Here is a 21,045-nt window from a genome sequence, read left to right on the forward strand (position 1 = left end):
GCCGAGGAGCAACGCCGTCGCTCCCGCGGGAACGCGAACGGCCGCACGCCCGCAGAGACCTGGCGTCACCAGGCGCCCAGGGGCCACGTTCCCGCGGGGACGTCCGCGCGGCTGCACTCCTCCAGGGACCTCCCACCGACACGCTCCCCCCGAGGGGGCCGCGCTCCCGCGGGGACGCCGGTGGGCTCAGCCGGCCGCGGGCACGGACCGCTCGCGGAGCAGCCGGACGACGGCGCGCGGGTCGTCGGCCCAGAAGGCGACGCGGGCCACCGGCTCGTCCTGGCCGGCCACGTGCACCGGCGGGTCGAAGCGCAGCTCGACGTCTGTGTCGCCCATGACCGACAGCACCAGCCGGTCGCCGTCGCGCAGCAGGACCCGCTTGTGCTCCGACTCCACGCTGCGCCGGACCGCGACCAGGCCGGCCAGCGGGACGGCGACCTCGCGCAGGTGCCCGAACCTCAGCACCAGCTCGTCGTCACGGATTAGGTGCGGGTGCTGGAACAGCGACAGGCCCGAGCCGAGCACCCAGACCAGTGCGTAGAGCGACACCGCCAGCAGCACCCACCGCGCGGTCTCCCACGGGAGCAGCACGTGCACGACCGCGGTCTCCAGCACGCCGAGGGCGGTCACCGCGCCGAGGACCAGGCGGAAGCGGCCAGCGTAGGGCAGCGCGACCTCCTCCGGTCCCACGGCCGAACGGCGCCGCACCGCCCACCACAGCGCGCGGACGACGCCGACCTCCGCGCGCGCCAGCCGCAGCACCACCGGTGGCCACACGGCCTCCGCGCCCGCCACCAGCCCCGCCCGCCGGCTACCGCCGTCCCGGCGCACCGCCCGGTAAGCCCTGCGGAAGGCGGCCGCCTCCACGACCAGGACGACGACCAGCAGCGCCTCCAGGGCCAGCGCGACGACGATGCCGGTCCGGAGCGACAGCACTCCGGTGAGCACCAGCGCGACGTCGGTCAGCGGGATCACCACGGCCAGCCACCGGGCTGCCGACAGGAGCACCGTCCGCGCCGTCATCCCGACCCCCCGTCGTCCGGCGACCTGGCGGCCAGGCCGTGGAGCAGTTGTACTGCGGATGTAGTACACCTACTATCGCCTTACCGACAAGCCCTCCAGGAGGGGCGATGACCCGAGAGGTTCCCGAGCAGCCGGTCGTCCGGGTGCGCGGCCTGCGGATGAGCTACGGCGCCCACGAGGTGCTGACCGGTGTCGACTTCGACGTCCACTCCGGTGAGGTGGTCTGCCTGCTCGGGCCCAACGGCGCGGGGAAGACGACCACGATCGAGGTCCTCGAGGGCTTCCGGCTGCCGTCCGCCGGGGACGTCGAGGTGCTCGGCACCGACCCCGCTCGTGCCGGCGACGCGTGGCGGGCCCGGGTCGGGGTGGTGCTGCAGTCCTGGCGCGACCACGGCCGCTGGACGCCGCGCCGGCTGCTCACCCAGCTCGGCGGCTTCTACCGCCCCTACTCGACGTCTACGCACCCCCGCCCGTACGACGTCGACTGGCTGCTCGACACCGTCGGCCTGACCGACGACGCCGACCGCAGGATCGCCACCCTCTCCGGCGGACGGCGTCGGCGGCTCGACGTCGCGGTCGGGATCATCGGCCGCCCGGAACTGCTCTTCCTCGACGAGCCGACCGCCGGGTTCGACCCGCAGGCCCGTCGGGACTTCCACGACCTGGTGCACCGGCTCTCCGACCTGGAGGGCACGAGCATCCTGCTCACGACGCACGACCTGGCCGAGGCCGAGCGGCTGGCCGACCGGATCCTCATCCTCGCCGGTGGCCGGATCGTCGCCGACGGCAGCGCGGAGGCCCTCACCCGTCGGGTGGCCGGCACCAGCGAGGTGCGCTGGAGGCTGCACGGTGAGCGCTTCGTGCACGCCACCGACCAGCCGACCTCGTTCGTCCGGCAACTGTTCGAGCAGCACGGCGACGAGGTCGCCGACCTGGAGGTCCGCCGGGCGAGCCTCGAGGACACCTACATCGCCATGGTCGCCCAGCACGAGGCGGGCGTCCGGCCCCAACTGGAGGAGGTGGCCCGGTGACCCTGACCCTGAACGCCGTCCGGCTCGGGGTCCGCCGGGGCTGGACGGAGTTCCTCAACAGCGTGCGCAGCCCGCAGGACCAGGGCTTCTACCTGTTCACGGGCGTCGCCACCTTGGCCTTCCTGTGGTTCAACCGCGACGACACGGTCGAGGGGACGACGCTGCTGTACCCGACCGTCGCGCTGCCGAGCATCCTCGGCGCCTTGGTGGCCTTCGGCGTCGTCATCGGGCCGGCGTTCGCCCTCGCCATGGAGCGGGAGGACGGCACGCTGCTGCGGCACAAGGCCCTGCCGCACGGCATGGAGGGCTACGTCACCGGGCAGCTCGTCTTCCACTCGCTGAGCGCCCTCCCCCAGTTCCTCGTGATCCTGGTGCCGAGCGCGCTGCTGTTCGACGACGTGATGCCCTCCGGAGTGGGTGGCTGGCTGACCGTCGCGTGGGTGCTGGTCCTCGGCATGCTGGCCACGCTCCCGATCGGGATGGTCCTGGGCTCGGTGGTGCCCAACACCCAGAAGGTCGGCACCTGGGGGATGCTCCCCGTCCTCGTCGTCACGGGGATCTCGGGGATCTTCGTCCCGGTCCAGGCACTGTGGGGCTGGGTGCAGACGGTGGCGCAGGTGTTCCCGACCTACTGGATCGGCCTGGGCATGCGCTCGGCCTTCCTGCCCGACGCCGCCGCCTCCCTCGAACTCGGCGGCTCGTGGCGGACCGGGCAGGTCGCCCTCGTGCTCGCCGCCTGGGCCGTCGCCGGCCTGCTGGTGACCCCCGGGGTGCTGCGGCGGATGGCGCGTCGGCAGTCCGGCTCCCAGGTCGCCGCGGCCCGCGACGCCGCCCTGCAGTGGGTGCGGTGACCGGCGACCGGCCCGGGGACGCCGTCTACAACCGGATCGCGCTGCTGCGCGCCGAGCAGGGCATCACCCGGCGGGAGCTGGCCGACGCCCTCGGCGTGCACTACCAGACCGTCGGCTACCTGGAACGCGGCGAGTACAACCCCAGCCTGCACCTGGCGCTGCGCATCGCCGAGTTCTTCGGCCTGCCGGTCGAGATGGTCTTCTCCACCCGGCCGTTCCCGCGGATCAGCGACGCGGGCACTCCGGACGCACCCGCGGCCGCGGGATAGGCACGCATCAGACGACCGTGGCGAAGACGACGGTGTCGTCCTCGCTCGCCCCGGCGTCCTCGTCGACGTCGCCGCCGCGGGTCACCAGTGCCACGTCGGCGTCCGGCGTCTGGCCGTTGAGCGCGTCGGCCAGGGCGGACGTCGACGACCGCGTACGCGGAGTCCTGGCCGTGCCCGAGCATTATCGCCGCCTGCCCGGGACCCGGGCTGCGAGCCCTTGGACCGCCAGGACGTCGTCGTCATCGACCTCCGGCACGCCGAACCCGTCGACCGGCTGACCGGTGGACGGGTTCTCGTAGCGCACCATGCCGCGAGCCTCGGCCACCGTGTGCACCTCGACCCCCGTGGATCTGATCGGCACGCCTTCCGGGTGACGACGACGAGCTCACCGAGGGGTGACGGACCGATCCGCAACGACCCGGGCGGGCCTCAGGTGTCGTCGTCCACCCGGAGCGGCGCCATGCCGACCGTGTAGGACGCCATCGACAGCGACCCGTCGGTGAACCCGTCGACCAGCAGCTCGGCCGTCGCGCCGGTCGCCCCCGCGATGCCGGCGACGTAGAGGAGCGGCACGAAGTGGTCGGGCGTGGGGACGGCGAGCGCGGCGTCCGGGTGCCCGTCGAGGGCCGCGACCTCGGTCGGCCGCTCGAGCACGACCTCGCGGACGGCGTCGTCGAAGCGCCGCGCCCAGTCGAACCCGGCGTCGGGCATCGTGCGGCTGACCGCGTTCAGGTTGTGGACGACGTTGCCGCTGCCGATCACGAGGACGCCGTCCTCCCGCAGCGGGGCGAGCGCGGCCCCGAGCCGCAGGTGGTGCTCGGCCGGCTCCAGCGCGTTGACCGACAGCTGCACCACCGGCACGTCCGCGTCGGGGAAGACGTGGCGCAGCACCGCCCAGGCGCCGTGGTCGAGGCCCCAGCTGTCGAGGTCGGCGCCGACCCACGTCGGGTGGACGAGGTCGGCGACCTCCTGGTGCAGCGAGGGCAGCCCAGGTGCGTCGTAGCGCACGTCGTAGAGCGGCCGCGGGAAGCCGAAGAAGTCGTGGATGGTCCGGGGTCGCCCCATCGCCGTCACGGCCGTCGCGTGCACGTACCAGTGCGCCGAGACGACCAGGACCGCCCGTGGCCGCGGCACCGCCTGGCCGAACGCGCGCCAGGCCCGGGTATAGCGGTTGTCCTCGAGCGCGTTCATCGGGTTGCCGTGGCCGATGAAGGCAGCCGGCATCAACCCCACGCCGCGATCCTCTCCCGCTCCCGGCCGCCGTGCGACACGGGAAGTGTCACTCCGAGTCCGTCGCCGTGGTCACCCCGCGTCCGTCGCGGTGGTCACCCCGCGTCCGTCGCCGTGGTCACCCGCGTTCGACGTCGGCGGCACCCGCCGCAGCGCCGGGGACAGCCGGCGCGCCCCCGGTCCCTCTGCGCCCGCGATGTCGCCGGGGTTGTAGAGGGCGCAGCGAGTCAGCGACAGGCAGCCGCAGCCGATGCACGACGACAGCCCGTCGCGCAGCTGTTCCAACGCGCGGATCCGCTCGTCGAGCCGGTCCCGCCACGACTCCGAGAGCCGGGCCCAGTCGCGGGCCGACGGCGTGCGTCCGTCGGGCAGCGTGGCCAGCGCCTCGCGGACCTCCGGCAGTGTCAGCCCGACGTTCTGCGCGGCACGGACGAACGCGAGCCGGCGCAGCACGCTCCGGGGGAAGCGCCGCGCGCCGCCGGGCGTCCGGGTGGCCGTGACCAGCCCCTGCAACTCGTAGTAGCGCAGCGCGGAGACCGCCACCCCCGAGCGCTCGGCCACCTGCCCGATGGTCAGCAGACCCTCCACCACTCCCCCTTGACCTCAACTCCACTTGAGGTCCGACGGTAGCGCCATGACACCTCCCACCGCACTCGTCACCGGGGCCTCCCGCGGCCTGGGCGCCGCCCTCGCCGAGGGGCTGAGCCGCCGCGGCTGGCGGCTCGTCGTCGACGGCCGCACGCCCGACCGGCTGGCCGTCACCGTCGCCGCGCTGCCCCGCCCGGACCTCGTCACCGCCGTCCCCGGCGACGTCACCGACCCCGCGCACCGCGCCGCCCTCGCCGCCGCTGTCGGCGACCGGCTCGACCTGCTGGTCAACAACGCTAGCGAGCTCGGCCCCACCCCGCTGCCCCGGCTGGCCGACCTCTCCCCGGCGGCTCTCGAGCGGGTGCTGGCGGTGAACACCGTCGCCCCGCTCGCCTTGGTCCAGGCGGTGCTGCCGGCGCTCGAGCGGGCCGGCGGGGTCGTGCTCGACGTCAGCAGCGACGCCGCGGTCGAGGCGTACGAGGGCTGGGGCGGGTACGGCGCGAGCAAGGCCGCGCTGGACCAGCTGACCGCCGTCCTCGCCGTCGAGCACCCGACGCTGCGGGTGTACGCCGTGGACCCCGGCGACATGGCCACCGACATGCACCGCGCGGCCGACCCCGACGCCTCCGGGCTGCCGGAGCCGGCGTCCGTCGTCCCCGCGTTGCTGCGGCTGGTGGACGGTGCCCTGCCCAGCGGCCGCTACCGCGCCACGGAGCTGGCTGCCGAGGCCGTCCGATGAGCGCCCTCGCCATGGGCGCCGAGGCGGCCGCGCCGCCGGAGCGCCGCGGCCTGGCCCGCGACCAGGTCCGGCTGATGGCGGTCCGGCCGGACGGGATCACCGAGACGACCTTCCGGGACCTGCCCGAGATGCTCGAGCCCGGCGACCTCGTCGTCGTCAACACCTCGGCGACGCTGCCCGCGCGCCTCGACGTCCGGCGGGCCGACGGCGTCCGCGCTCCGCTGCACGTCGCCACGACGCTGGACGACGGCGACTGGGTGGTGGAGCTGCGCCGTCCGGACAACGACGGCCCCGACCGCGGCGTGGAGCCCGGGACGGTGCTCGACCTGCCCGGCGGCGTCCGGCTGCGGCTGGTCGAGGGCTTCCCGGCACCGGCGCGGGCGTCGCGGCTGTGGCGGGCCCGCCCCGACCCGGCCGTCCCCGCGGTCGGGCACCTGCAGCGGCACGGCACGCCGATCCGCTACGGCTACCTCGGTGCCGCCGTCCCGCTGGCCGACGCGCAGAACGTCTACGCCACCGAACCCGGCAGCGCGGAGAACGCCAGCGCCGGGCGGCCGTTCACCGACCGGGTGCTGGTCCGGCTGATGGCCCGCGGCGTCCCCGTCGTCCCGGTGGTGCTGCACGCCGGCGTCTCCAGCCCCGAGCTCCACGAGCCGCCCGCGCCGGAGCGCTACCGGGTACCCGAGGTCACCGCCCGGCTCGTGAACGCGACGCGCGCGGCCGGGAGCCGGGTGGTCGCCGTGGGGACGACGGTCACCCGCGCACTGGAGACGGCGACCGGGGAGGACGGCGTCACCCGTGCGGCCGCCGGCTGGACCGACCTGGTGCTCGGCCCCGACCGCCCGGCCCGGGTCGTCACCGGCCTGCTCACCGGGCTGCACGCGCCCGACGCCAGCCACCTGCTGCTGCTCGAGGCCGTGGCGGGCCGCGAGCCGGTCGACCGGGCCTACGCGCGGGCCGTCACCGGCGGCTACCTGTGGCACGAGTTTGGGGACACGATGCTGTTCCTGCCGTGAGGGGTGGGCCGGTGGCCGAGACCCCGGGCCGGGCCCAGGGGCCGCGCGGCGAGGTGGCCCCCGTCGTCGACAGGAGTCCCCGCGGCGGACGGCGGCGCCGCCACGACCGGGACACCCCGTCGCGTCACCGTGTTCGGGGACCGGCGTGACCCCTCTTGGTGGACCCGGCCGTTCCGGCCGGAACCCGCACCGAGGCCCCGTCCCGAGCCTCCGAGGGGTGAGGACGGGGTCCTCTCTCAGCGCATCCGCTCGGCGGTGTCCTCGAGCAGGACCTGCCGCTCGGCGGCCGGCCGGCGCGGGCACGAGGTGCACAGCGGCTCGGGCGGCAGCCGGTAGAGCAGGCAGCACGACACCCGCCGGGTGAAGCGCACGCCGGCGACGTCGACGTAGCGGGGCGCCGGCAGCGGCGGGCCGACGGCGGCGGCCAGGGGCGCGGCCAGCGCGGTCACCCGCTCCTCGTCCCCGAGCGCCCGGCCCAGGGCGAGGAGCCGGTTGGCCAGCGAGTCGGTCGCGATCGCCCACAGCGGCCGCGCCCGCACCCCGCCGGCCCCGGCCACGGCGTCCACCACCGCGGCCAGGCTCTCCCGGAGCTCAGCGGCGGTGTCCGTCCCCGATGCGGACGACGTGGCGGCGATCGGCGTGCCGCTCCCGAGCAGGGCCACGGAGGTGTCGGCCAGCCGGGCCGACAGCGGCAGCCCGGTGGCCAGCCCGGCCAGCGCCGGGGTGAGCAGCACCGACGACGCCGAGTACCACCACACGGTGCCCAGCACCCGCCGGTCGGCGGAGGCGTACCGCGCGCCGAGCGCGGTCAGCCGGCCGGCCGTCCAGGCGGCGTCGGCGAACAGCGCAGCCGGGACGGCGGACGCCGACGGCGGCGCGAGCAGCCCGAGCGCCGCCGCACCGGGTACCCGTGCGGCCACCGCCGCCTGCACCTGTGCCGTCACCCGGCCAGTCTGGCCGCCGGACGGGGGGGCCGGACCACGCGCCTCGCTGCGCCGGGCAGACGCAGCGCGTGGTGGGCAATACGGTGTGGTGGGGAGCACGCTGTATCGGCCGGTGCGGTTCCGCAGCGGAACGCAACCACGGCACCGGACACAGGGCAGGCGTCGACGACGACGCCGGGAGCAGGAGGAGTCGCATGAGCGAGTCGACCGAGCTGGAGGGCCGCCGGTTCCCGGCGCCGGAGCAGCTGGCGGGGCAGGCCAACGTGGGTCCCGACGTCTACGAGCGGGCGGCGCAGGACCGGCTGGGCTTCTGGGCCGAGGCGGCCGAGCGGCTGACCTGGGCGCAGCGGTGGGACGAGGTCCTGGACTGGAGCAACCCGCCGTTCGCGAAGTGGTTCGTCGGCGGCAAGCTCAACGTCGCCTACAACTGCGTCGACCGGCACGTGGAGGCCGGTCACGGCGAGCAGGTCGCCTACCACTGGGAGGGCGAGCCGGGCGACACCCGCACGATCACCTACGCCCAGCTCAAGGACGAGGTCTGCAAGGCCGCGAACGCTCTGGTCGAGCTGGGCGTGCAGGCCGGCGACCGGGTGGCCATCTACATGCCGATGATCCCCGAGGCGGTCGTCGCGATGCTGGCCTGCGCCCGCATCGGCGCGGTCCACATGGTGGTGTTCGGCGGGTTCTCCTCCGACGCGCTGGCCAGCCGGATCACCGACTCCGGCGCCGTCCTGGTGGTCACCGCCGACGGCGGCTACCGGCGCGGCTCGCCGAGCGCGCTCAAGCCCGCGGTGGACGAGGCCGTCGGCCGCACCGACAGCGTCCGCAACGTGCTCGTCGTCCGGCGGACCGAGCAGGACGTGGCGTGGACCGAGGGCCGCGACCTGTGGTGGCAGGACGTCGTCGACCGGCAGTCGACCGAGCACACGGCCGAGGCCTTCGACGCCGAGCACCCGCTCTACATCATGTACACCTCCGGGACCACGGCATCGCCGAAGGGCATCCTGCACACCAGCGGCGGCTACCTGACCCAGGTCGCCTACACGCACTGGGCGTCCTTCGACCTCAAGCCGGACACCGACGTCTTCTGGACCTCGGCCGACATCGGCTGGGTCACCGGCCACAGCTACATCGTCTACGGGCCGCTGGCCAACCGGGCCACCTCGGTCATGTACGAGGGGACGCCGGAGACTCCGCATCGCGGCCGCTGGTTCGAGCTCATCGAGAAGTACCGGGTCACGATCATGTACACGGCCCCCACGGTGATCCGCACCTTCATGAAGTGGGGCGAGGACATCCCGGCCGGGTTCGACCTGACCTCGCTGCGGCTCCTCGGCTCGGTCGGTGAGCCGATCAACCCCGAGGCCTGGCTCTGGTACCACAAGAACATCGGCGGCGGCCGCTGCCCGATCGTGGACACCTGGTGGCAGACCGAGACCGGGGCGCACATGATCAACCCGCTGCCCGGCGTCACCAGCCTCAAGCCCGGGTCGGCGCAGACGCCGTTCCCCGGCATCTCGGCCAAGGTCGTCGACGACGAGGGCAACGAGCTCGGCGACGACACCACCGGCCTGCTGGTCCTCACCGAGCCGTGGCCGTCGATGCTGCGCACCATCTGGGGCGACGACGACCGGTACGTCGACACCTACTGGTCCCGGTTCGGCAAGCAGGTCTACTTCGCCGGGGACGGCGCCAAGAAGGACGCCGACGGCGACATCTGGCTGCTCGGCCGGGTGGACGACGTCATGAACGTCTCCGGCCACCGCATCTCCACCACCGAGGTCGAGTCCTCGCTGGTGGCGCACCCGGCGGTGGCCGAGGCGGCGGTCGTCGGCGCCAGCGACCCCACCACCGGGCAGGGGATCGTAGCCTTCGTCATCCTGCGCGGGAGCGCCGAGGACTCCGGCGACGACCTGGTCAAGGAGCTGCGCCAGCACGTGCGCAAGGACATCGGCCCGATCGCCAGCCCCCGGCAGATCATGGTCGTGCAGGAGCTGCCCAAGACCCGCTCGGGCAAGATCATGCGGCGGCTGCTGCGCGACATCGCGGAGAACCGCGAGCTCGGTGACGTCACGACCCTCACCGACTCGTCGGTAATGGGCCTGATCAAGGACAAGCTGCCGGCCGGCTCGTCCTCCGACGACTGAAAGCCGGCAAGGGGGCCGTCAGGGCTCGGCGCGGGCCCCTGGAGCGTGGCCGCTCCAGCACGTCACCAGGGGCCGTTCCAGTTACGTCACCGAGGGCCGCCGCCCCGGTCTCCCGCGCTGGTGCGCGGGAGGCCGGGGCGCGCGACCGGTGATCATGGGGCACGATTCCCCCAGGTGGGTCCGCTCGCGAAGGGCGACCCGGTGTCCGCCCGTCGTCCTCAGGAGGTGCCCCTCGTGGCCCACAGCGCACCGTCGAGCCCGTCCGGGGCACGGACCAGCAGCCGCCCGGAGGAGCCCTCCGTCGGCGCCCTGGTGCAAAGCGCCATGGCCGACGTCTCGACGCTCATCCGCAGCGAGATCGAACTGGCCAAGGCCGAGGTCGGGAAGTCGGCGAAGAAGGCCGGCATCGGCGCCGGCGCCTTCGGAGCCGCGGGGGCCTTGCTCTTCTTCTCCGGCATCTTCCTGTTCGTCACCATCGCCGAGTTCCTCACCTGGCTCGGCCTGATCCGATGGATCTCCTACCTGCTGGTCTGGCTGCTGCTGGTGGTCCTCGCCGGCATCGCCGCGCTCGTCGGCCGCGGGCAGCTCAAGAAGATCGAGAAGCCCGAGCGCACGCTGGAGACGCTGCGCGACCTGCCCGAGGTCATGCACCGCGAGGCCCCCGGCCAGCGTCGCCGCGAGGTGCCGACGGTGACCAACGGCCGGGTGCAGCTGCGCGGTAGCGAGAACTACACCGTCTGACCGGGCGCGTCGCGCCCCCGGTGGGCACCTCCGACGAGCGGCCGGACGCCACCAGCGTTCTGCTGCCCGGGCCCTGGACCCACCGCGACCTGTCGGCCAACGGCGTCCGGCTGCACGTCGCCGAGGCCGGCGAGGGCCCGTTGGTGCTGCTGCTGCACGGCTTCCCCGAGTTCTGGTGGGCCTGGCGGTCGCAGCTGCCGGCGCTGGCCGCGGCCGGCTTCCGTGCCGTCGCGCCCGACCTGCGCGGCTACGGGGGCAGCGACAAGCCGCCGCGCGGCTACGACCTGCCGACGGCGGCCGCCGACGTCGCCGCACTGGTCCGCGCGCTCGGCGAGCAGGACTCCGTCGTCGTCGGCCACGACTGGGGCGGGCTGGTGGCCTGGACGATGGCCGCGCTGCACCCGCGCAGCGTCCGCCGGCTGGCCGTGCTCTCCATGGCGCATCCCCGGCAGCTGCGCGCCGCGCTGCAGGACGGCGCCCAGCGGCGCGCGCTGCGCCACATCCTGGGCTTCCAGCTGCCCCGGCTGCCGGAGCGCCGGCTGACCCGCGCCGACGACGACCCGGTGGCCGAGCTGATGCGCCGCTGGGCCGGACCGGACTGGACCGCCACCGCGGGCTTCGCCGAGGCGGTGTCCCGCTACCGCTCGGCCGCCCGCATCCCGCAGGCCGCCTACGGCTCGATGGAGTACTTCCGCTGGGCCGGCCGCTCCCAGCTGCGCCCCGACGGACTGCGCTACGCCCGCCGGATGGCCGCTCCGGTCACCGCGCCGACCCTGCAGCTGCACGGCGTCCTCGACCCCTGCGTGCTGCCGTCGTCGGCCCGCGGGTCGGGCCGCTACGTCGCCGGGGCCTACGAGTGGCGGGAGCTGCCGGGCGTCGGGCACTTCCCGCACGAGGAGGTCCCCGAGGAGGTCAACGCGGCGCTGACCGCCTGGGCCCGGTGACGGACTGGAACGGCCCCCTGCAGGGTCCCGCCGCGAGCCAGGTGAGGTGCTGGAACGGCCACCCTCCCGGGCCCCGTGCCGAGCCCGGTGACGTGCTGGAACGGCGTCCCTGCAGGGTCCCGCCGCGAGCCTGCGAGCGGTGGGGGGCAGGGGGGTCCTTCAAGGGGGGCAGGGAGGTCCTTCATTCGCAGGTGCCCGTCGGCACCGCGGACGAGGAGGCCTGACCGGTCACGGCGGCGTCCTCGACCTGGGCGTAGGTGAGGGCGTAGCCGGTGAGCGGGTCGTCGATGGCCGAGGCGAAGACGACGCCGAGCACCTGGCCCTCGGGGTCGAACAGCGGGCCGCCGGAGTTGCCGGCGCGCACCTCGCCGTAGAGCGCGTACACGTCGCGGACGACGGTCTGCTCGTTGCGGAAGTCGGGGCCGCTGATGTCGGTGCGGTCGCGCACCCGCGCCGGCCCGACGAACAGCCCGCCGCCACCGGGGTAGCCCATGATGATCGCGCTGTCGCCGGACTCGGCCGGCCCCGACGAGAAGCCCAGCGGGACCTGCGGCAGCCCGGGGACGGCCAGCACCGCGACGTCGGTGTCCTCGTCGACGTACACCGGGACGGCCTCGTACTCCTCGCCCTCCGCGGCCACGACCGGGTCGGTGACGCCGGCGAGCACGTGCGCGTTGGTCATCACCCGCTCCCGGGCGTAGACGAAGCCGGAGCCGTCGATCTGCCGGGAGCACGACGGCGCGACCCCGCTGATCTGCACGACCGACCCCGCCACGTCCTCCACGACCTCGCTGGACCGCAGCGCCTCGTCCGGCGGCGCGACGTCCGGGACCTGCGTGGGCGTCAGCGGGTCTAGGACGTCGGGCAGCCCGTTGCGGTCGATCGCCTCCCGCAGCGAGTCGTACACCCCGCGGACGCCGGCCGGGACGGTGCGGTCGACCGCCTGCACCAGCGCCGACTGCTTCACCTGGCTGGACACCTGCGGGAACGGCGCGTTGGCCAGCGGGGTCGCCACCATCCAGGCGACCAGCAGCACCGCGACCGCCGACAGCACCGCCCCGGCCACCGAGTCGACGATCTCGGCCGGCTGCCACGTCACGCGGCGGCGCACCGCCCGGCCGACCGCGCCGGCGAGCACCTGCCCGAGCAGCGCCGCGGCGAGGACGACCACCAGCGCCGCGAACACCCGCGTGGTCGCCGTCCCGTCGAGTCGGTCCGCCACCGGCCGGGACAGCTGGGCACCGAGGACCGCGCCGCCGAAGAAGCCGAAGAAGGAGGTGGCCGAGACGATGACGCCCTGCCGGAAGCCCGAGAAGGCGAAGACGAGCGCCAGGCCGATGAGGATGAGGTCGACGATCGACATGCCGGTGCTCACCCGCTGACCGTCATGGTGCCGTACTGCTGCAGCTGGGTGTGGAAGCTGCACTCGAAGCCGTACTCACCGGGCGTGGTCACGCTGAACTCGACGGTGCGGCTCTCCCCCGGCGTCAGCAGCGGGATCTCCGGGTCGATCGGCGCGGGGCCGTCGCCGGGGGTGAAGCGGAAGTTGTGGGTCATCTGCTCGGCGACGTTCACCACGGTCAGCCGCACCTCGCCCGGCGCCACCGTGAAGGTGCTCGGGGTGAAGACGTAGTCGTCCTGCGTCTGCAGGGTGACCTCCTGGACGCCGTCGGGCGCGGTCGTGACCGTGCCGAGCGCCGGCCCGGACGACGGGGCCGGCTCCTGCCCGGCCGTCTCCCCGCCGCTGCAGCCGGTGAGGACCGTGGCGACAAGCACCCCCCCGGCGAGCAGCGCCCGGCCGCGTCGCGACATCCCCAGCCCCCTCATCGCGGGGGAACGGTACTTGCCGGGGGGCCGTCGGCCGCGGGGTCGGCGACCGTCGGCGCGGCGGCGTCCTCGTCCTCCACCGGGTCGAGGGTCCCGGGCAGCTGGGGGCGCCGGGCGCCGAGTGCCGGCAGCGGCCGGACGTCGGCCGGGTCCCACGGCCGGGCCAGCCCGGCGGCCTCGAGGATGGCGTCGAGCAGCCCGCCGGTGAAGCCCCAGACCACCATGCCGGCGACGCCGAAGGCCGGGCCGACGTAGCCCGACGGGTGCCGGATGCGGAAGCGGTTGGCCGGGTCGGCGAGGTCGGCCAGCGGCACCCGCGCCACCCGGGCCACCTCGCGCGGGTCGCCGACCGTGACCTCGCGCGGGTCGTCCCACCAGCCCACGACCGGCACCACGAGGTTGTCGGAGGGGCCGAGGAAGAGCTCCGGCAGCGTGGCCAGCACGCGGACGCCGTCGGGGTCGATGCCGGCCTCCTCCTCGGCCTCCCGGAGCGCGGTGCCGACCGGGTAGTCGTCGCCGGGGTCGGCGCCGCCGCCGGGGAAGGCGGGCTGACCGGCGTGGGTGCGCAGGTGGGCGGACTTCTCGATGAGCAGCACGTCGGCGCCGCGCGGGCCCTCGCCGAAGAGGATGAGCACGGCCGAGCGCCGGGCGGTCGCCGTCGGCCGGGGCATCCGGTGGCGCAGCGGCAGGTCGTCGCCCGCGGCGAGCAGCCGGCGCAGGTACCCCGGCAGGGCGGGGTCGGCCGCGGGCGTGCCGGTCACAGCGTCACCCCCAGGTGCTCGGCGACCAGGCCCTCGAGCTCGGCGAGGTCGGCGACCGGGCCCACCTGGACGTGGGCGATCCCACCGTCGGCGTCGAGGAGGTAGGTGTAGGGCAGCCCGGCCAGGCCCAGCTCGGCCATGAGCTCGCCGTCCCCGTCGAAGGCGCTGGGGAAGGTGGCGCCGGCGTCCGCGGCGAAGGACGCCGCCTGCGGGGCGCCGTCCCGGCTGATGACGCCGACCACGGCCAGCCGGTCGCCGCCGGCCTCGGACAGCTGCTGCACCAGCGGCAGCTCCTCGCGGCAGGGGCCGCACCAGCTCGCCCACAGGTTCAGCACGGTGGGCACGCCGGGGGCGCGGCCGAGGTCGAGCGAGCCGCCACCCGGGCAGGTCAGCTCGAGAGCCGGCGGCATCTCGGCGCCCTCGGCCGCGCGGTCGGGCTGCTCCGGGCACGGCGCCAGCGCCGCGAGCGGGTCGGGCGTCGGGGTCGCCGCCGCCCCGTCCGGCTCCTCCGCGGCGCCCGGGGTGCACCCGCCGAGCGCGAGCCCGAGCGCCAGCACGCCGGCCGCCGTCCTGGTGCGGGTCCTCATTCGGTGTCGGAGGCGGCCGGGGTCTTGACCAGCTTCGTGGCGACCTCCGGGTCGGTCGGGCCGATGCCGTACGAGGGGCACCACTGCGCCAGGCCGCAGGCGCCGCAGGCGGCCTTCTTGGCGTGGCAGACCCGCCGCCCGTGGAAGATCACCCGGTGGCTGAACATCGTCCAGTCGCGCTTGGGGATCAGCTCGGCGATCTCGGCCTCGACCTTGACCGGGTCTTCCTCGGCGGTCCAGCCGAAGCGCCGGACCAGCCGGCCGAAGTGGGTGTCGACGGTCAGTCCGGGGACGTCGAAGGCGTTGCCCAGGACGACGTTGGCGGTCTTGCGGCCGACGCCGGGCAGGGTGACCAGGTCCGCCATCCGGCCGGGGACCTCGCCGCCGAACCGCTCGAGCAGCGCCTGCGCGAGGCCCAGCACCGAGGTGGCCTTGGCGCGGAAGAAGCCGGTTGGCTTGAGGATCTCCTCCAGCTCGGCGCGGTCGGCGCCGGCGAGCGCCTGCGCGTCCGGGTACTTCGCGAACAGCGTCGGGGTGACCCGGTTGACCATCTTGTCCGTGGTCTGCGCCGACAGCACGGTGGCGACCAGCAGCTCGAAGGCGTTGGTGAAGTCGAGCTCGCAGTGCGCGTCGGGGTGGATCAGCGCCAGCTCGCGGGCCATCCGCCGGGCCCGGCGGGTCCGCGCCAGCGGCGTCTCCTGCGGGTCGAACGGGGAGCCGCCCCGGGCAGCAGCGCGACGGGCGCGCGGCGGGACGGGCCGGGCGTAGGCGGGCGAGGACACGCGGTCGAGGGTAGGCGGATCGGCTGACAGGGCCCGTGCCATCATCGCGACCGCCGTCGCCGGGGCTTCCCGCGCGACGCCCCGGGGTACACGGGAGTGCACGCGCGAGCCGGCCGGGCCGGGCCGGTCCGCGTCCTGCGACGAGGAGAGAGGAGGAGGAGCCGGTGGTCGCCCTCAGCGTCATCCTGTTCCCGCCCCTGGTCATCGCCTTCCTGCTGGTCATGGAGCGCGTCGAGGAGCCACTGCGCCGGCCGGCCGGCCCCCGCGAGGTGGCCGAGTTCCTCACCACCGCGAGCGCCGGCGAGGTCGACACGCTGGCCAACTCCGGCATCCGCCGCGCCATGGCCCGCTGGCGGCGCCGCCGGCGGTCACGGGTCCGCCGCGAGGCCGAACCGCCCGTCGTCTAGCCCGGGACGACGACCGGACGCACGCGGACGCCCTCTGACCTGCGCTTCCTCCCCCCTCGGGGTGGCCGCGGGGCGCACCGATCGAGAGACGACCCGCACAGACCCCTAGACTCACCCCGGACGGCGTCGCGACGAGGCGGCTCGCCGACGAGGCCGGCTGAGTGCCGGTGTCCCCAGGTGTGTGTGCGAGAGGACGCGTAGTGGACGAGGTGCTGGCCCAGTCGGGGCTCTTCCAGGGGCTGCCGCAGGATGCGGTGGACCCGGTCGCGAGCCGCCTGGACACCGTGACGCTCCCGCGCGGCCGCGTGGTCTTCAACGAGGGCGAGCCGGGCGACAGCCTCTACATCGTCATCTCCGGCAAGATCAAGCTCTCCCGCCGGTCGCCCGACGGCCGCGAGAACGTGTTGGCCGTGATGGGCCCCTCCGACCAGTTCGGTGAGCTGTCGGTCTTCGACCCCGGTCCGCGCACCGCGACCGCCACCGCGGTCACCGATGTCAAGCTGGCCCGCATGCCGCAGTCGGTGCTGCGTCCGTGGATCGAGGCGCACCCCGAGGTCGGTGAGCGGCTGCTGCACGTGCTGGCCCGCCGGCTGCGCCGCACCAACGACTCGGTGGCCGACCTGATCTTCACCGACGTCCCCGGCCGGGTCGCCAAGGCGCTGCTGCAGATGGCCGACCGGTTCGGCAGCCGCGAGGGCGAGGGCCTGCGCGTCAAGCACGACCTGACGCAGGAGGAGCTCGCCCAGCTGGTCGGCGCCTCGCGCGAGACCGTGAACAAGGCGCTGGCCGACTTCGTGCACCGCGGCTGGATCCAGCTGCAGGGGAAGTCGGTCGTCGTGCTCGACGAGGAGCGCCTGCGCCGCCGCGCGCGGTGAGAAAGGACCTCCCTGCCCCCCGTCACTCGCACGCTCGCGACGGGCCCCTGCAGGGAGGCCGCCCGCGGTGTGACCCGGTGGGTCACGAGGGAAGCGGCACGACCATGCGGATGCGGGTGCCGTCGGGCAGCACGGCCCAGCGGCCGTCGGGTTCGTCGTCGAACGACGGGCAGATGGGGTGCAGCGGCTCCGGCGGCGATCCGGCGAGCGCCGCGGCCACGTCGGGGAAGGGCTCCAGCTGCCCGAGGGTGTGGATCGTCGGCGGCAACATGGGCCGGGTGCCGGCGGTCATCTCGGCCAGCGCCGCGGACGGCGTCAGCCAGCTCACCTCGTCGGCCTCCCCGGTGACGTGCCGGGCCTCCTGGCCGACCGGCAGCGCCGCGGCGAAGAACTTGGTGTCGTAGCGCCGCGGCTCCGCCGGCGGGGTGATCCAGTGCGCGAAGGGCCGCAACAGGTCCGACCGCAGCGCCAGCCCGCGGTCGGCGAGCAGCTCGGCGAGCGAGAGCTCGCGGGCGAGCAGGGCCTGGCGCTGCGCCTCCCAGTCCTCCCCCGAGACGTCCGGGACGACGTCCCCCGCGGCCGCGCCCGCGAGCAGGACGCCGGCCTCCTCGAACGTCTCGCGGACCGCCGCGCAGACCAGTTCCCGCGCCGTCCGCTCGTCGCAGCCGAAGGCGTGCGCCCACTCGGCGGGCGGCGGCCCGGCCCACGCGGTCTCGACGTCGCCGTCCCGCGGGTCGACCCCGCCGCCCGGGTAGGCGGTCATCCCCCCGGCGAAGGGCATGCCCCGGGTGCGCCGGAGCAGGTAGACCTCCAGGCCGGGGGTGCCGTCGCGCAGCAGCAGCACGGTCGCCGCCTGCTTGGGAGAGGCCGGGGTCACGAGAGGCGAGCCGCGTCAGCGGTAGACCGGTCGCGGGGGCCCGGCCCCGTCCAGGGCACCCGGCCCCGTCCCGGGTCCCGCCCCGAGCCTGCGAGGGGTGGGGAGGACGGGGTCCTTCTCCGAGGGGTGGGGAGGAGGGGGTCCTCCCACCGACCGGTCCACGGGGCAGGGCTCGACGCGACCGGGGGACGGCACCTGGTGGCGGTGTCGCCCGGGAGGGCGACGGTGTCACGGCGGTGCTGCCCGGAGGGCTGCGGTGTCATCGCAGCTCGACCGTGAGCTCGACCTCGACGGGGGCGCCCAGGGGGAGCTCGGCCACGCCGATGGCGCTGCGCGCGTGCCGGCCGGCCTCGCCGAAGACCCGGCCGAGCAGCTCGCTGGCGCCGTTGACCACCCGCGGCTGGCCGGTGAAGCCCTCCGCGCTGGCCACGTAGCCGACGACCCGGATGACGCGCGCCACCTCGTCGAGTCCCACCAGGTCGTCGATGGCGGCCAGGGCGTTGAGGGCGCACAGCTTGGCGTCGTGCGCGGCGTCCTCGGGGTCGACCGAGCCGCCGACCTTGCCGGTGCGGCGCAGGCCGCCATCGACGAAGGGCAGCTGGCCGGAGGTGTGGACCAACTGGCCGCTGCGCACCGCCGGCACGTAGGCGGCGACCGGAGCGGCGACCGCGGGCAGCCGGATGCCGAGCTCGGCGAGCCGGGCGTGCCAGCTGGAGGTCTGCGGGCTGGTCATGACCGGGTCAGCCGGCGGGGCGCTTGAGGTAGGCCACGGGCTGGTCGGCTCCGCCGGGGCCGGGGAGCACGGTGACCAGCTCCCACCCGTCGACGCCCCAGGAGTCGAGGATCGCCTTGGTGTTGTGGATCAGCAGCGGGATGGTGGCGTACTCCCACTTCACGCGGGCCGGTTCGCTCATGGCCGCGACGCTAGCGCAGCCCCCCGGCCCCGTCCCGGGCCCCTGCGGGTTCCCGGCGGCCTGCGGGCGGCCCTCCTGCAGGGCCCCGACCCCCGGCCCCTGCAGGGTCCCGCCGCGAGCCTGCGAGCGGTGGGGGGCAGGGGGTCCTTCTAGGCTCGTGTCCGTGAGTCCTGCCCCCTCCTCCGTGCGCTGCCACGTCGTCACCGGGAAGGGCGGGACCGGGAAGACAACCGTCGCCGCGTCCCTCGCGCTGGCCCTGGCCGCCGACGGCCGCCAGGTGCTGCTCGTCGAGACCGAGGGGCGCCAGGGCATCGCCCAGCTGTTCGACACCCCGCCGCTGCCCTACGAGGAACGGCGGGTGGCCGTCGCCCGCGGCGGTGGCGAGGTCAAGGCGCTGGCGATCGACGTCGAGGAGGCCCTCCTCGAGTACCTGGAGATGTTCTACAACCTGCGCCGGGCGGGCCGGGCGCTGCGCCGGGTCGGCGCCGTCGACTTCGCCACGACGATCGCCCCGGGCCTGCGCGACGTGCTGCTAACCGGCAAGGTCAAGGAGGCGGTGACCCGCCGCCACGACGGCCGCCCGGTCTACGACGCCGTCGTGGTCGACGCCCCGCCGACGGGGCGCATCACCCGCTTCCTCAACGTCACCGGCGAGATGGCGGGGCTGACCCGCTCCGGCCCGATCAAGACGCAGAGCGACGGCGTGATGGCGGTGCTCAAGTCGCCGCAGACGGCGGTGCACCTGGTGACGCTGCTCGAGGACATGCCGGTCCAGGAGACCGCCGACGCCATCGCCGAGCTCACCGCGGCCGGTCTGCCCGTCGGCTCGGTGGTGGTCAACATGGCCGCCGAACCGGCGCTGCCGGAGCCGGAGCTCGCCCGCGCCGCCGGGGCCGGGCTGACCGGCGCGGACCTGGCACCGGCCCTGGCCGCGGCGGGCCTGCGGGACCTCCCGGGGCTGGCCGACGCGCTGGCCGCCGAGGCCACCGACCACGCCCGGCGCTGGGCGGCCCAGGACGAGCTGCGCGACGAGGTCGAGGCGATGGGCCGTCCGACCGTCGAGCTGCCGCTGCTACCCGGCCCCATGGACCTCGGCGCGCTGTTCGAGCTCGCCGGCCGGCTCGAGGAGCACCTGCGGACCGAGGTGGGGCGAGCGGACGGAGGCGTGGGCATCGCAGCGAGGAACGAGCGAGGAGCGGAGCGCCCCGCAGGAGCGAGCGGAGGCACGGCATGACCCAGACGACCGAACGCACCCGTCGCGCCCCGCGCCCGCCGGCGCCGCCCGCGCCGGAGGCCCTGCCGCTCGAGCTCGCCGAGCTGATCACCGGCCCCGACACCCGGATCGTCGTCTGCTGCGGCGCCGGTGGCGTGGGCAAGACGACGACGTCGGCGGCGCTGGCGCTGGCCGCGGCGGAGGCCGGCCGCACGGTCGTCGTCCTCACCATCGACCCGGCCCGCCGGCTGGCCCAGTCCCTCGGCCTGGTGGAGCTGGACAACGAGCCGCGGCGGGTCGACGTCCCGGGGGCCAAGGGCGAGCTGCACGCGATGATGCTGGACATGAAGCGCACGTTCGACGACATCGTCGTGGCGCACTCGACGCCCGATCGGGCCCAGCAGATCCTCGAGAACCCCTTCTACCAGACGCTGTCCTCGTCCTTCGCCGGGACGCAGGAGTACATGGCGATGGAGAAGCTGGGCCAGCTGCGCGCCGGCGACCGGTGGGACCTCATCGTCGTCGACACCCCGCCCTCGCGGTCGGCGCTGGACTTCCTCGACGCACCGAACCGGATGAGCCGCTTCCTCGACGGCACGATGATCCGGCTGCTCACCGCCCCGAGCCGGACCGGGTTCAAGATCGCGAGCGCCAGCTTCCTGTTCTTCAGCCGGATCATCTCCAAGATCCTCGGCGGGCAGCTGCTGCGCGACATCTCCTCCTTCGTCGCCGCGCTGGACACCATGTTCGGTGGCTTCCGGGAGCGCGCGACCGCGACGTACGAGCTGCTGCGCCGGCCGGGCACCTGGTTCGTCGTCGTCGCGACGCCGGAGCCCGACGCGCTGCGGGAGGCCTCCTACTTCGTCGACCGGCTGTCGGCCGAGGAGATGCCGCTGGCCGGCCTGGTGCTCAACCGCACCCACCCGCCCACGACGACGGCGCTGTCGTCGACGCGTGCGGACGGGGCCGCCGAGGAGGTCCTCGAGGCCGGTGGCGAGGGCGCCGAGCTCGCCGCCGGGGCGCTGCGGGTGCACGCCGAGCGGATGACGCAGGCCTCCCGCGAGCAGCACCTGGCCGACCGGTTCACCAGCGCCCACCCGGAGGTCGCCGTCCGCACCGTGCCGGCGGCCGCCGGCGACGTGCACGACCTCGACGGGCTGCGGGGGATGGCCGACGCGCTGACCGGTCCGGACGGCGACACGCCGACCGGTGTGCCGCGGCGACGGATCCTCCCCGCGCGCCGTCGCTGAGCGCGCGGGCCCCGCAGCCGGGCGCCACG

Annotated in this window: 25 protein-coding genes; 12 read left to right on the top strand and 13 right to left on the bottom strand. The window is 75.1% G+C overall.

Going from position 1 to position 21,045, the window contains the following annotated elements; genetic code table 11:
* Window positions 1–186 precede the first annotated feature (186 nt).
* Window positions 187–1,023: a hypothetical protein gene (locus BLW63_RS09655; protein WP_091154380.1), complete on the bottom strand. Its 837-nt coding sequence runs from the start codon at window positions 1,021–1,023 to the stop codon at window positions 187–189.
* Between the two features lie 107 nt (window positions 1,024–1,130).
* On the opposite strand from BLW63_RS09655, the gene BLW63_RS09660 reads away from it, so the two are divergent.
* From BLW63_RS09660 to BLW63_RS09670, 3 genes are read left to right on the top strand one after another with little or no spacing between them, the layout of a single operon-like run.
* Window positions 1,131–2,054 carry an ABC transporter ATP-binding protein gene (locus BLW63_RS09660; RefSeq protein ID WP_170856712.1) on the top strand — a complete coding sequence of 308 codons (924 nt, stop codon included), beginning with the start codon at window positions 1,131–1,133 and terminating at the stop codon, window positions 2,052–2,054.
* On the top strand, window positions 2,051–2,905 hold the full coding sequence (locus tag BLW63_RS09665) for an ABC transporter permease (RefSeq protein ID WP_091154384.1): 855 nt from the start codon (window positions 2,051–2,053) through the stop codon (window positions 2,903–2,905). Before BLW63_RS09660 ends, BLW63_RS09665 begins: the two co-directional genes overlap by 4 nt.
* Window positions 2,902–3,174 (top strand): helix-turn-helix transcriptional regulator, encoded by a 273-nt coding sequence (locus BLW63_RS09670; RefSeq protein ID WP_091154886.1) that lies wholly within the window; start codon window positions 2,902–2,904, stop codon window positions 3,172–3,174. Before BLW63_RS09665 ends, BLW63_RS09670 begins: the two co-directional genes overlap by 4 nt.
* Before the next feature lie 181 nt (window positions 3,175–3,355).
* Here BLW63_RS09670 and BLW63_RS26765 read toward each other — a convergent pair whose 3' ends face one another.
* The 3 genes from BLW63_RS26765 to soxR all read right to left on the bottom strand — a co-directional run bounded on the left by BLW63_RS26765 (window position 3,356) and on the right by soxR (window position 4,992).
* Complete coding sequence (locus tag BLW63_RS26765; protein WP_211517060.1) at window positions 3,356–3,535, bottom strand: hypothetical protein; 180 nt, start codon at window positions 3,533–3,535, stop codon at window positions 3,356–3,358.
* A gap of 68 nt (window positions 3,536–3,603) precedes the next feature.
* Window positions 3,604–4,398: a 4,5-DOPA-extradiol-dioxygenase gene (ygiD, locus tag BLW63_RS09675; protein ID WP_091154388.1), complete on the bottom strand. Its 795-nt coding sequence runs from the start codon at window positions 4,396–4,398 to the stop codon at window positions 3,604–3,606.
* Between the two features lie 78 nt (window positions 4,399–4,476).
* Window positions 4,477–4,992, bottom strand: coding sequence for a redox-sensitive transcriptional activator SoxR (gene soxR / locus BLW63_RS09680; RefSeq protein WP_091154890.1), 516 nt, complete (start codon window positions 4,990–4,992; stop codon window positions 4,477–4,479).
* 46 nt (window positions 4,993–5,038) lie between these two features.
* Here soxR and BLW63_RS09685 point away from each other — a divergent pair, with 46 nt between their 5' ends.
* Both BLW63_RS09685 and BLW63_RS09690 read left to right on the top strand, forming a co-directional pair.
* Window positions 5,039–5,731 (top strand): SDR family NAD(P)-dependent oxidoreductase, encoded by a 693-nt coding sequence (locus tag BLW63_RS09685; protein WP_091154393.1) that lies wholly within the window; start codon window positions 5,039–5,041, stop codon window positions 5,729–5,731.
* Complete coding sequence (locus tag BLW63_RS09690) at window positions 5,728–6,747, top strand: S-adenosylmethionine:tRNA ribosyltransferase-isomerase (RefSeq protein WP_091154397.1); 1,020 nt, start codon at window positions 5,728–5,730, stop codon at window positions 6,745–6,747. The genes BLW63_RS09685 and BLW63_RS09690 overlap by 4 nt, the downstream gene beginning before the upstream one ends.
* 236 nt (window positions 6,748–6,983) lie before the next feature.
* Here BLW63_RS09690 and BLW63_RS09695 read toward each other — a convergent pair whose 3' ends face one another.
* Window positions 6,984–7,691: a (2Fe-2S)-binding protein gene (locus tag BLW63_RS09695; protein ID WP_091154402.1), complete on the bottom strand. Its 708-nt coding sequence runs from the start codon at window positions 7,689–7,691 to the stop codon at window positions 6,984–6,986.
* Between the two features lie 194 nt (window positions 7,692–7,885).
* Here BLW63_RS09695 and acs point away from each other — a divergent pair, with 194 nt between their 5' ends.
* From acs to BLW63_RS09710, 3 genes are all read left to right on the top strand, one after another.
* Entirely contained in the window at window positions 7,886–9,838 is a 1,953-nt protein-coding gene (gene acs / locus BLW63_RS09700; protein WP_091154407.1) for an acetate--CoA ligase, read from the top strand.
* A gap of 234 nt (window positions 9,839–10,072) precedes the next feature.
* Window positions 10,073–10,579 carry a phage holin family protein gene (locus tag BLW63_RS09705; RefSeq protein WP_091154411.1) on the top strand — a complete coding sequence of 169 codons (507 nt, stop codon included), beginning with the start codon at window positions 10,073–10,075 and terminating at the stop codon, window positions 10,577–10,579.
* Between the two features lie 20 nt (window positions 10,580–10,599).
* The gene (locus BLW63_RS09710; RefSeq protein ID WP_091154414.1) at window positions 10,600–11,523 is read left to right on the top strand and encodes an alpha/beta fold hydrolase; all 924 of its coding nucleotides are present in this window, start codon (window positions 10,600–10,602) and stop codon (window positions 11,521–11,523) included.
* A gap of 181 nt (window positions 11,524–11,704) precedes the next feature.
* Here the strand turns inward: BLW63_RS09710 and BLW63_RS09715 are convergent, their stop codons facing one another.
* The 5 genes from BLW63_RS09715 to nth are packed head-to-tail and all read right to left on the bottom strand — an operon-like array spanning window position 11,705 to window position 15,480.
* Window positions 11,705–12,898 carry a MarP family serine protease gene (locus BLW63_RS09715; protein ID WP_244522469.1) on the bottom strand — a complete coding sequence of 398 codons (1,194 nt, stop codon included), beginning with the start codon at window positions 12,896–12,898 and terminating at the stop codon, window positions 11,705–11,707.
* Entirely contained in the window at window positions 12,895–13,350 is a 456-nt protein-coding gene (locus tag BLW63_RS09720; protein ID WP_244522470.1) for a plastocyanin/azurin family copper-binding protein, read from the bottom strand. Before BLW63_RS09720 ends, BLW63_RS09715 begins: the two co-directional genes overlap by 4 nt.
* Window positions 13,347–14,111, bottom strand: a complete 765-nt coding sequence (locus tag BLW63_RS09725; protein ID WP_091154420.1) for an NUDIX hydrolase — start codon at window positions 14,109–14,111, stop codon at window positions 13,347–13,349. Before BLW63_RS09725 ends, BLW63_RS09720 begins: the two co-directional genes overlap by 4 nt.
* A complete protein-coding gene (locus tag BLW63_RS09730; RefSeq protein ID WP_091154423.1) occupies window positions 14,108–14,698 on the bottom strand; it encodes a TlpA family protein disulfide reductase in 591 nt (196 codons plus the stop codon). Before BLW63_RS09730 ends, BLW63_RS09725 begins: the two co-directional genes overlap by 4 nt.
* Window positions 14,695–15,480 (bottom strand): endonuclease III, encoded by a 786-nt coding sequence (gene nth, locus BLW63_RS09735; protein WP_244522471.1) that lies wholly within the window; start codon window positions 15,478–15,480, stop codon window positions 14,695–14,697. The genes BLW63_RS09730 and nth overlap by 4 nt, the downstream gene beginning before the upstream one ends.
* A 164-nt stretch (window positions 15,481–15,644) precedes the next feature.
* Between nth and BLW63_RS09740 the strand changes: the two genes are divergently transcribed.
* Together BLW63_RS09740 and BLW63_RS09745 are read left to right on the top strand one after the other, a co-directional pair.
* Window positions 15,645–15,887: a hypothetical protein gene (locus BLW63_RS09740; protein ID WP_091154431.1), complete on the top strand. Its 243-nt coding sequence runs from the start codon at window positions 15,645–15,647 to the stop codon at window positions 15,885–15,887.
* A 200-nt stretch (window positions 15,888–16,087) separates the two neighbouring features.
* Window positions 16,088–16,762, top strand: a complete 675-nt coding sequence (locus BLW63_RS09745) for a Crp/Fnr family transcriptional regulator (RefSeq protein WP_091154436.1) — start codon at window positions 16,088–16,090, stop codon at window positions 16,760–16,762.
* Window positions 16,763–16,844: 82 nt separating this feature from the next.
* On the opposite strand, the gene BLW63_RS09750 is transcribed toward BLW63_RS09745, so the two are convergent.
* The 3 genes from BLW63_RS09750 to sp36 form a co-directional block, all read right to left on the bottom strand.
* Window positions 16,845–17,639, bottom strand: coding sequence for an NUDIX hydrolase (locus BLW63_RS09750; RefSeq protein WP_091154439.1), 795 nt, complete (start codon window positions 17,637–17,639; stop codon window positions 16,845–16,847).
* 259 nt (window positions 17,640–17,898) lie between these two features.
* Window positions 17,899–18,372 (bottom strand): RidA family protein, encoded by a 474-nt coding sequence (locus BLW63_RS09755; protein ID WP_091154442.1) that lies wholly within the window; start codon window positions 18,370–18,372, stop codon window positions 17,899–17,901.
* Window positions 18,373–18,379: 7 nt separating this feature from the next.
* Window positions 18,380–18,553, bottom strand: coding sequence for a Sp36 family protein (gene sp36, locus BLW63_RS26770; protein WP_091154446.1), 174 nt, complete (start codon window positions 18,551–18,553; stop codon window positions 18,380–18,382).
* 163 nt (window positions 18,554–18,716) lie between these two features.
* On the opposite strand from sp36, the gene bagA reads away from it, so the two are divergent.
* Together bagA and bagB are read left to right on the top strand one after the other, a co-directional pair.
* Window positions 18,717–19,787, top strand: a complete 1,071-nt coding sequence (gene bagA / locus BLW63_RS09765; protein WP_091154900.1) for an ATPase BagA — start codon at window positions 18,717–18,719, stop codon at window positions 19,785–19,787.
* Window positions 19,784–21,016 carry an ATPase BagB gene (gene bagB, locus BLW63_RS09770; RefSeq protein ID WP_211517062.1) on the top strand — a complete coding sequence of 411 codons (1,233 nt, stop codon included), beginning with the start codon at window positions 19,784–19,786 and terminating at the stop codon, window positions 21,014–21,016. The genes bagA and bagB overlap by 4 nt, the downstream gene beginning before the upstream one ends.
* The last annotated feature ends 29 nt before the right edge of the window (window positions 21,017–21,045 follow it).

The sequence above is a fragment of the Geodermatophilus africanus genome (assembly GCF_900107105.1).
Taxonomy (GTDB): domain Bacteria; phylum Actinomycetota; class Actinomycetes; order Mycobacteriales; family Geodermatophilaceae; genus Geodermatophilus; species Geodermatophilus africanus.

Bases quoted from the DNA above. Each gene is read 5' to 3' on its own strand.
- BLW63_RS09655 (WP_091154380.1), bottom strand. From the start codon at position 1,023: ATGACGGCGCGGACGGTGCTCCTGTCGGCAGCCCGGTGGCTGGCCGTG.
- BLW63_RS09660 (WP_170856712.1), top strand. From the start codon at position 1,131: ATGACCCGAGAGGTTCCCGAGCAGCCGGTCGTCCGGGTGCGCGGCCTG.
- ygiD (WP_091154388.1), bottom strand. From the start codon at position 4,398: ATGCCGGCTGCCTTCATCGGCCACGGCAACCCGATGAACGCGCTCGAG.
- BLW63_RS09685 (WP_091154393.1), top strand. From the start codon at position 5,039: ATGACACCTCCCACCGCACTCGTCACCGGGGCCTCCCGCGGCCTGGGC.
- BLW63_RS09690 (WP_091154397.1), top strand. From the start codon at position 5,728: ATGAGCGCCCTCGCCATGGGCGCCGAGGCGGCCGCGCCGCCGGAGCGC.
- acs (WP_091154407.1), top strand. From the start codon at position 7,886: ATGAGCGAGTCGACCGAGCTGGAGGGCCGCCGGTTCCCGGCGCCGGAG.
- BLW63_RS09720 (WP_244522470.1), bottom strand. From the start codon at position 13,350: ATGAGGGGGCTGGGGATGTCGCGACGCGGCCGGGCGCTGCTCGCCGGG.
- BLW63_RS09730 (WP_091154423.1), bottom strand. From the start codon at position 14,698: ATGAGGACCCGCACCAGGACGGCGGCCGGCGTGCTGGCGCTCGGGCTC.
- BLW63_RS09755 (WP_091154442.1), bottom strand. From the start codon at position 18,372: ATGACCAGCCCGCAGACCTCCAGCTGGCACGCCCGGCTCGCCGAGCTC.
- sp36 (WP_091154446.1), bottom strand. From the start codon at position 18,553: ATGAGCGAACCGGCCCGCGTGAAGTGGGAGTACGCCACCATCCCGCTG.
- bagB (WP_211517062.1), top strand. From the start codon at position 19,784: ATGACCCAGACGACCGAACGCACCCGTCGCGCCCCGCGCCCGCCGGCG.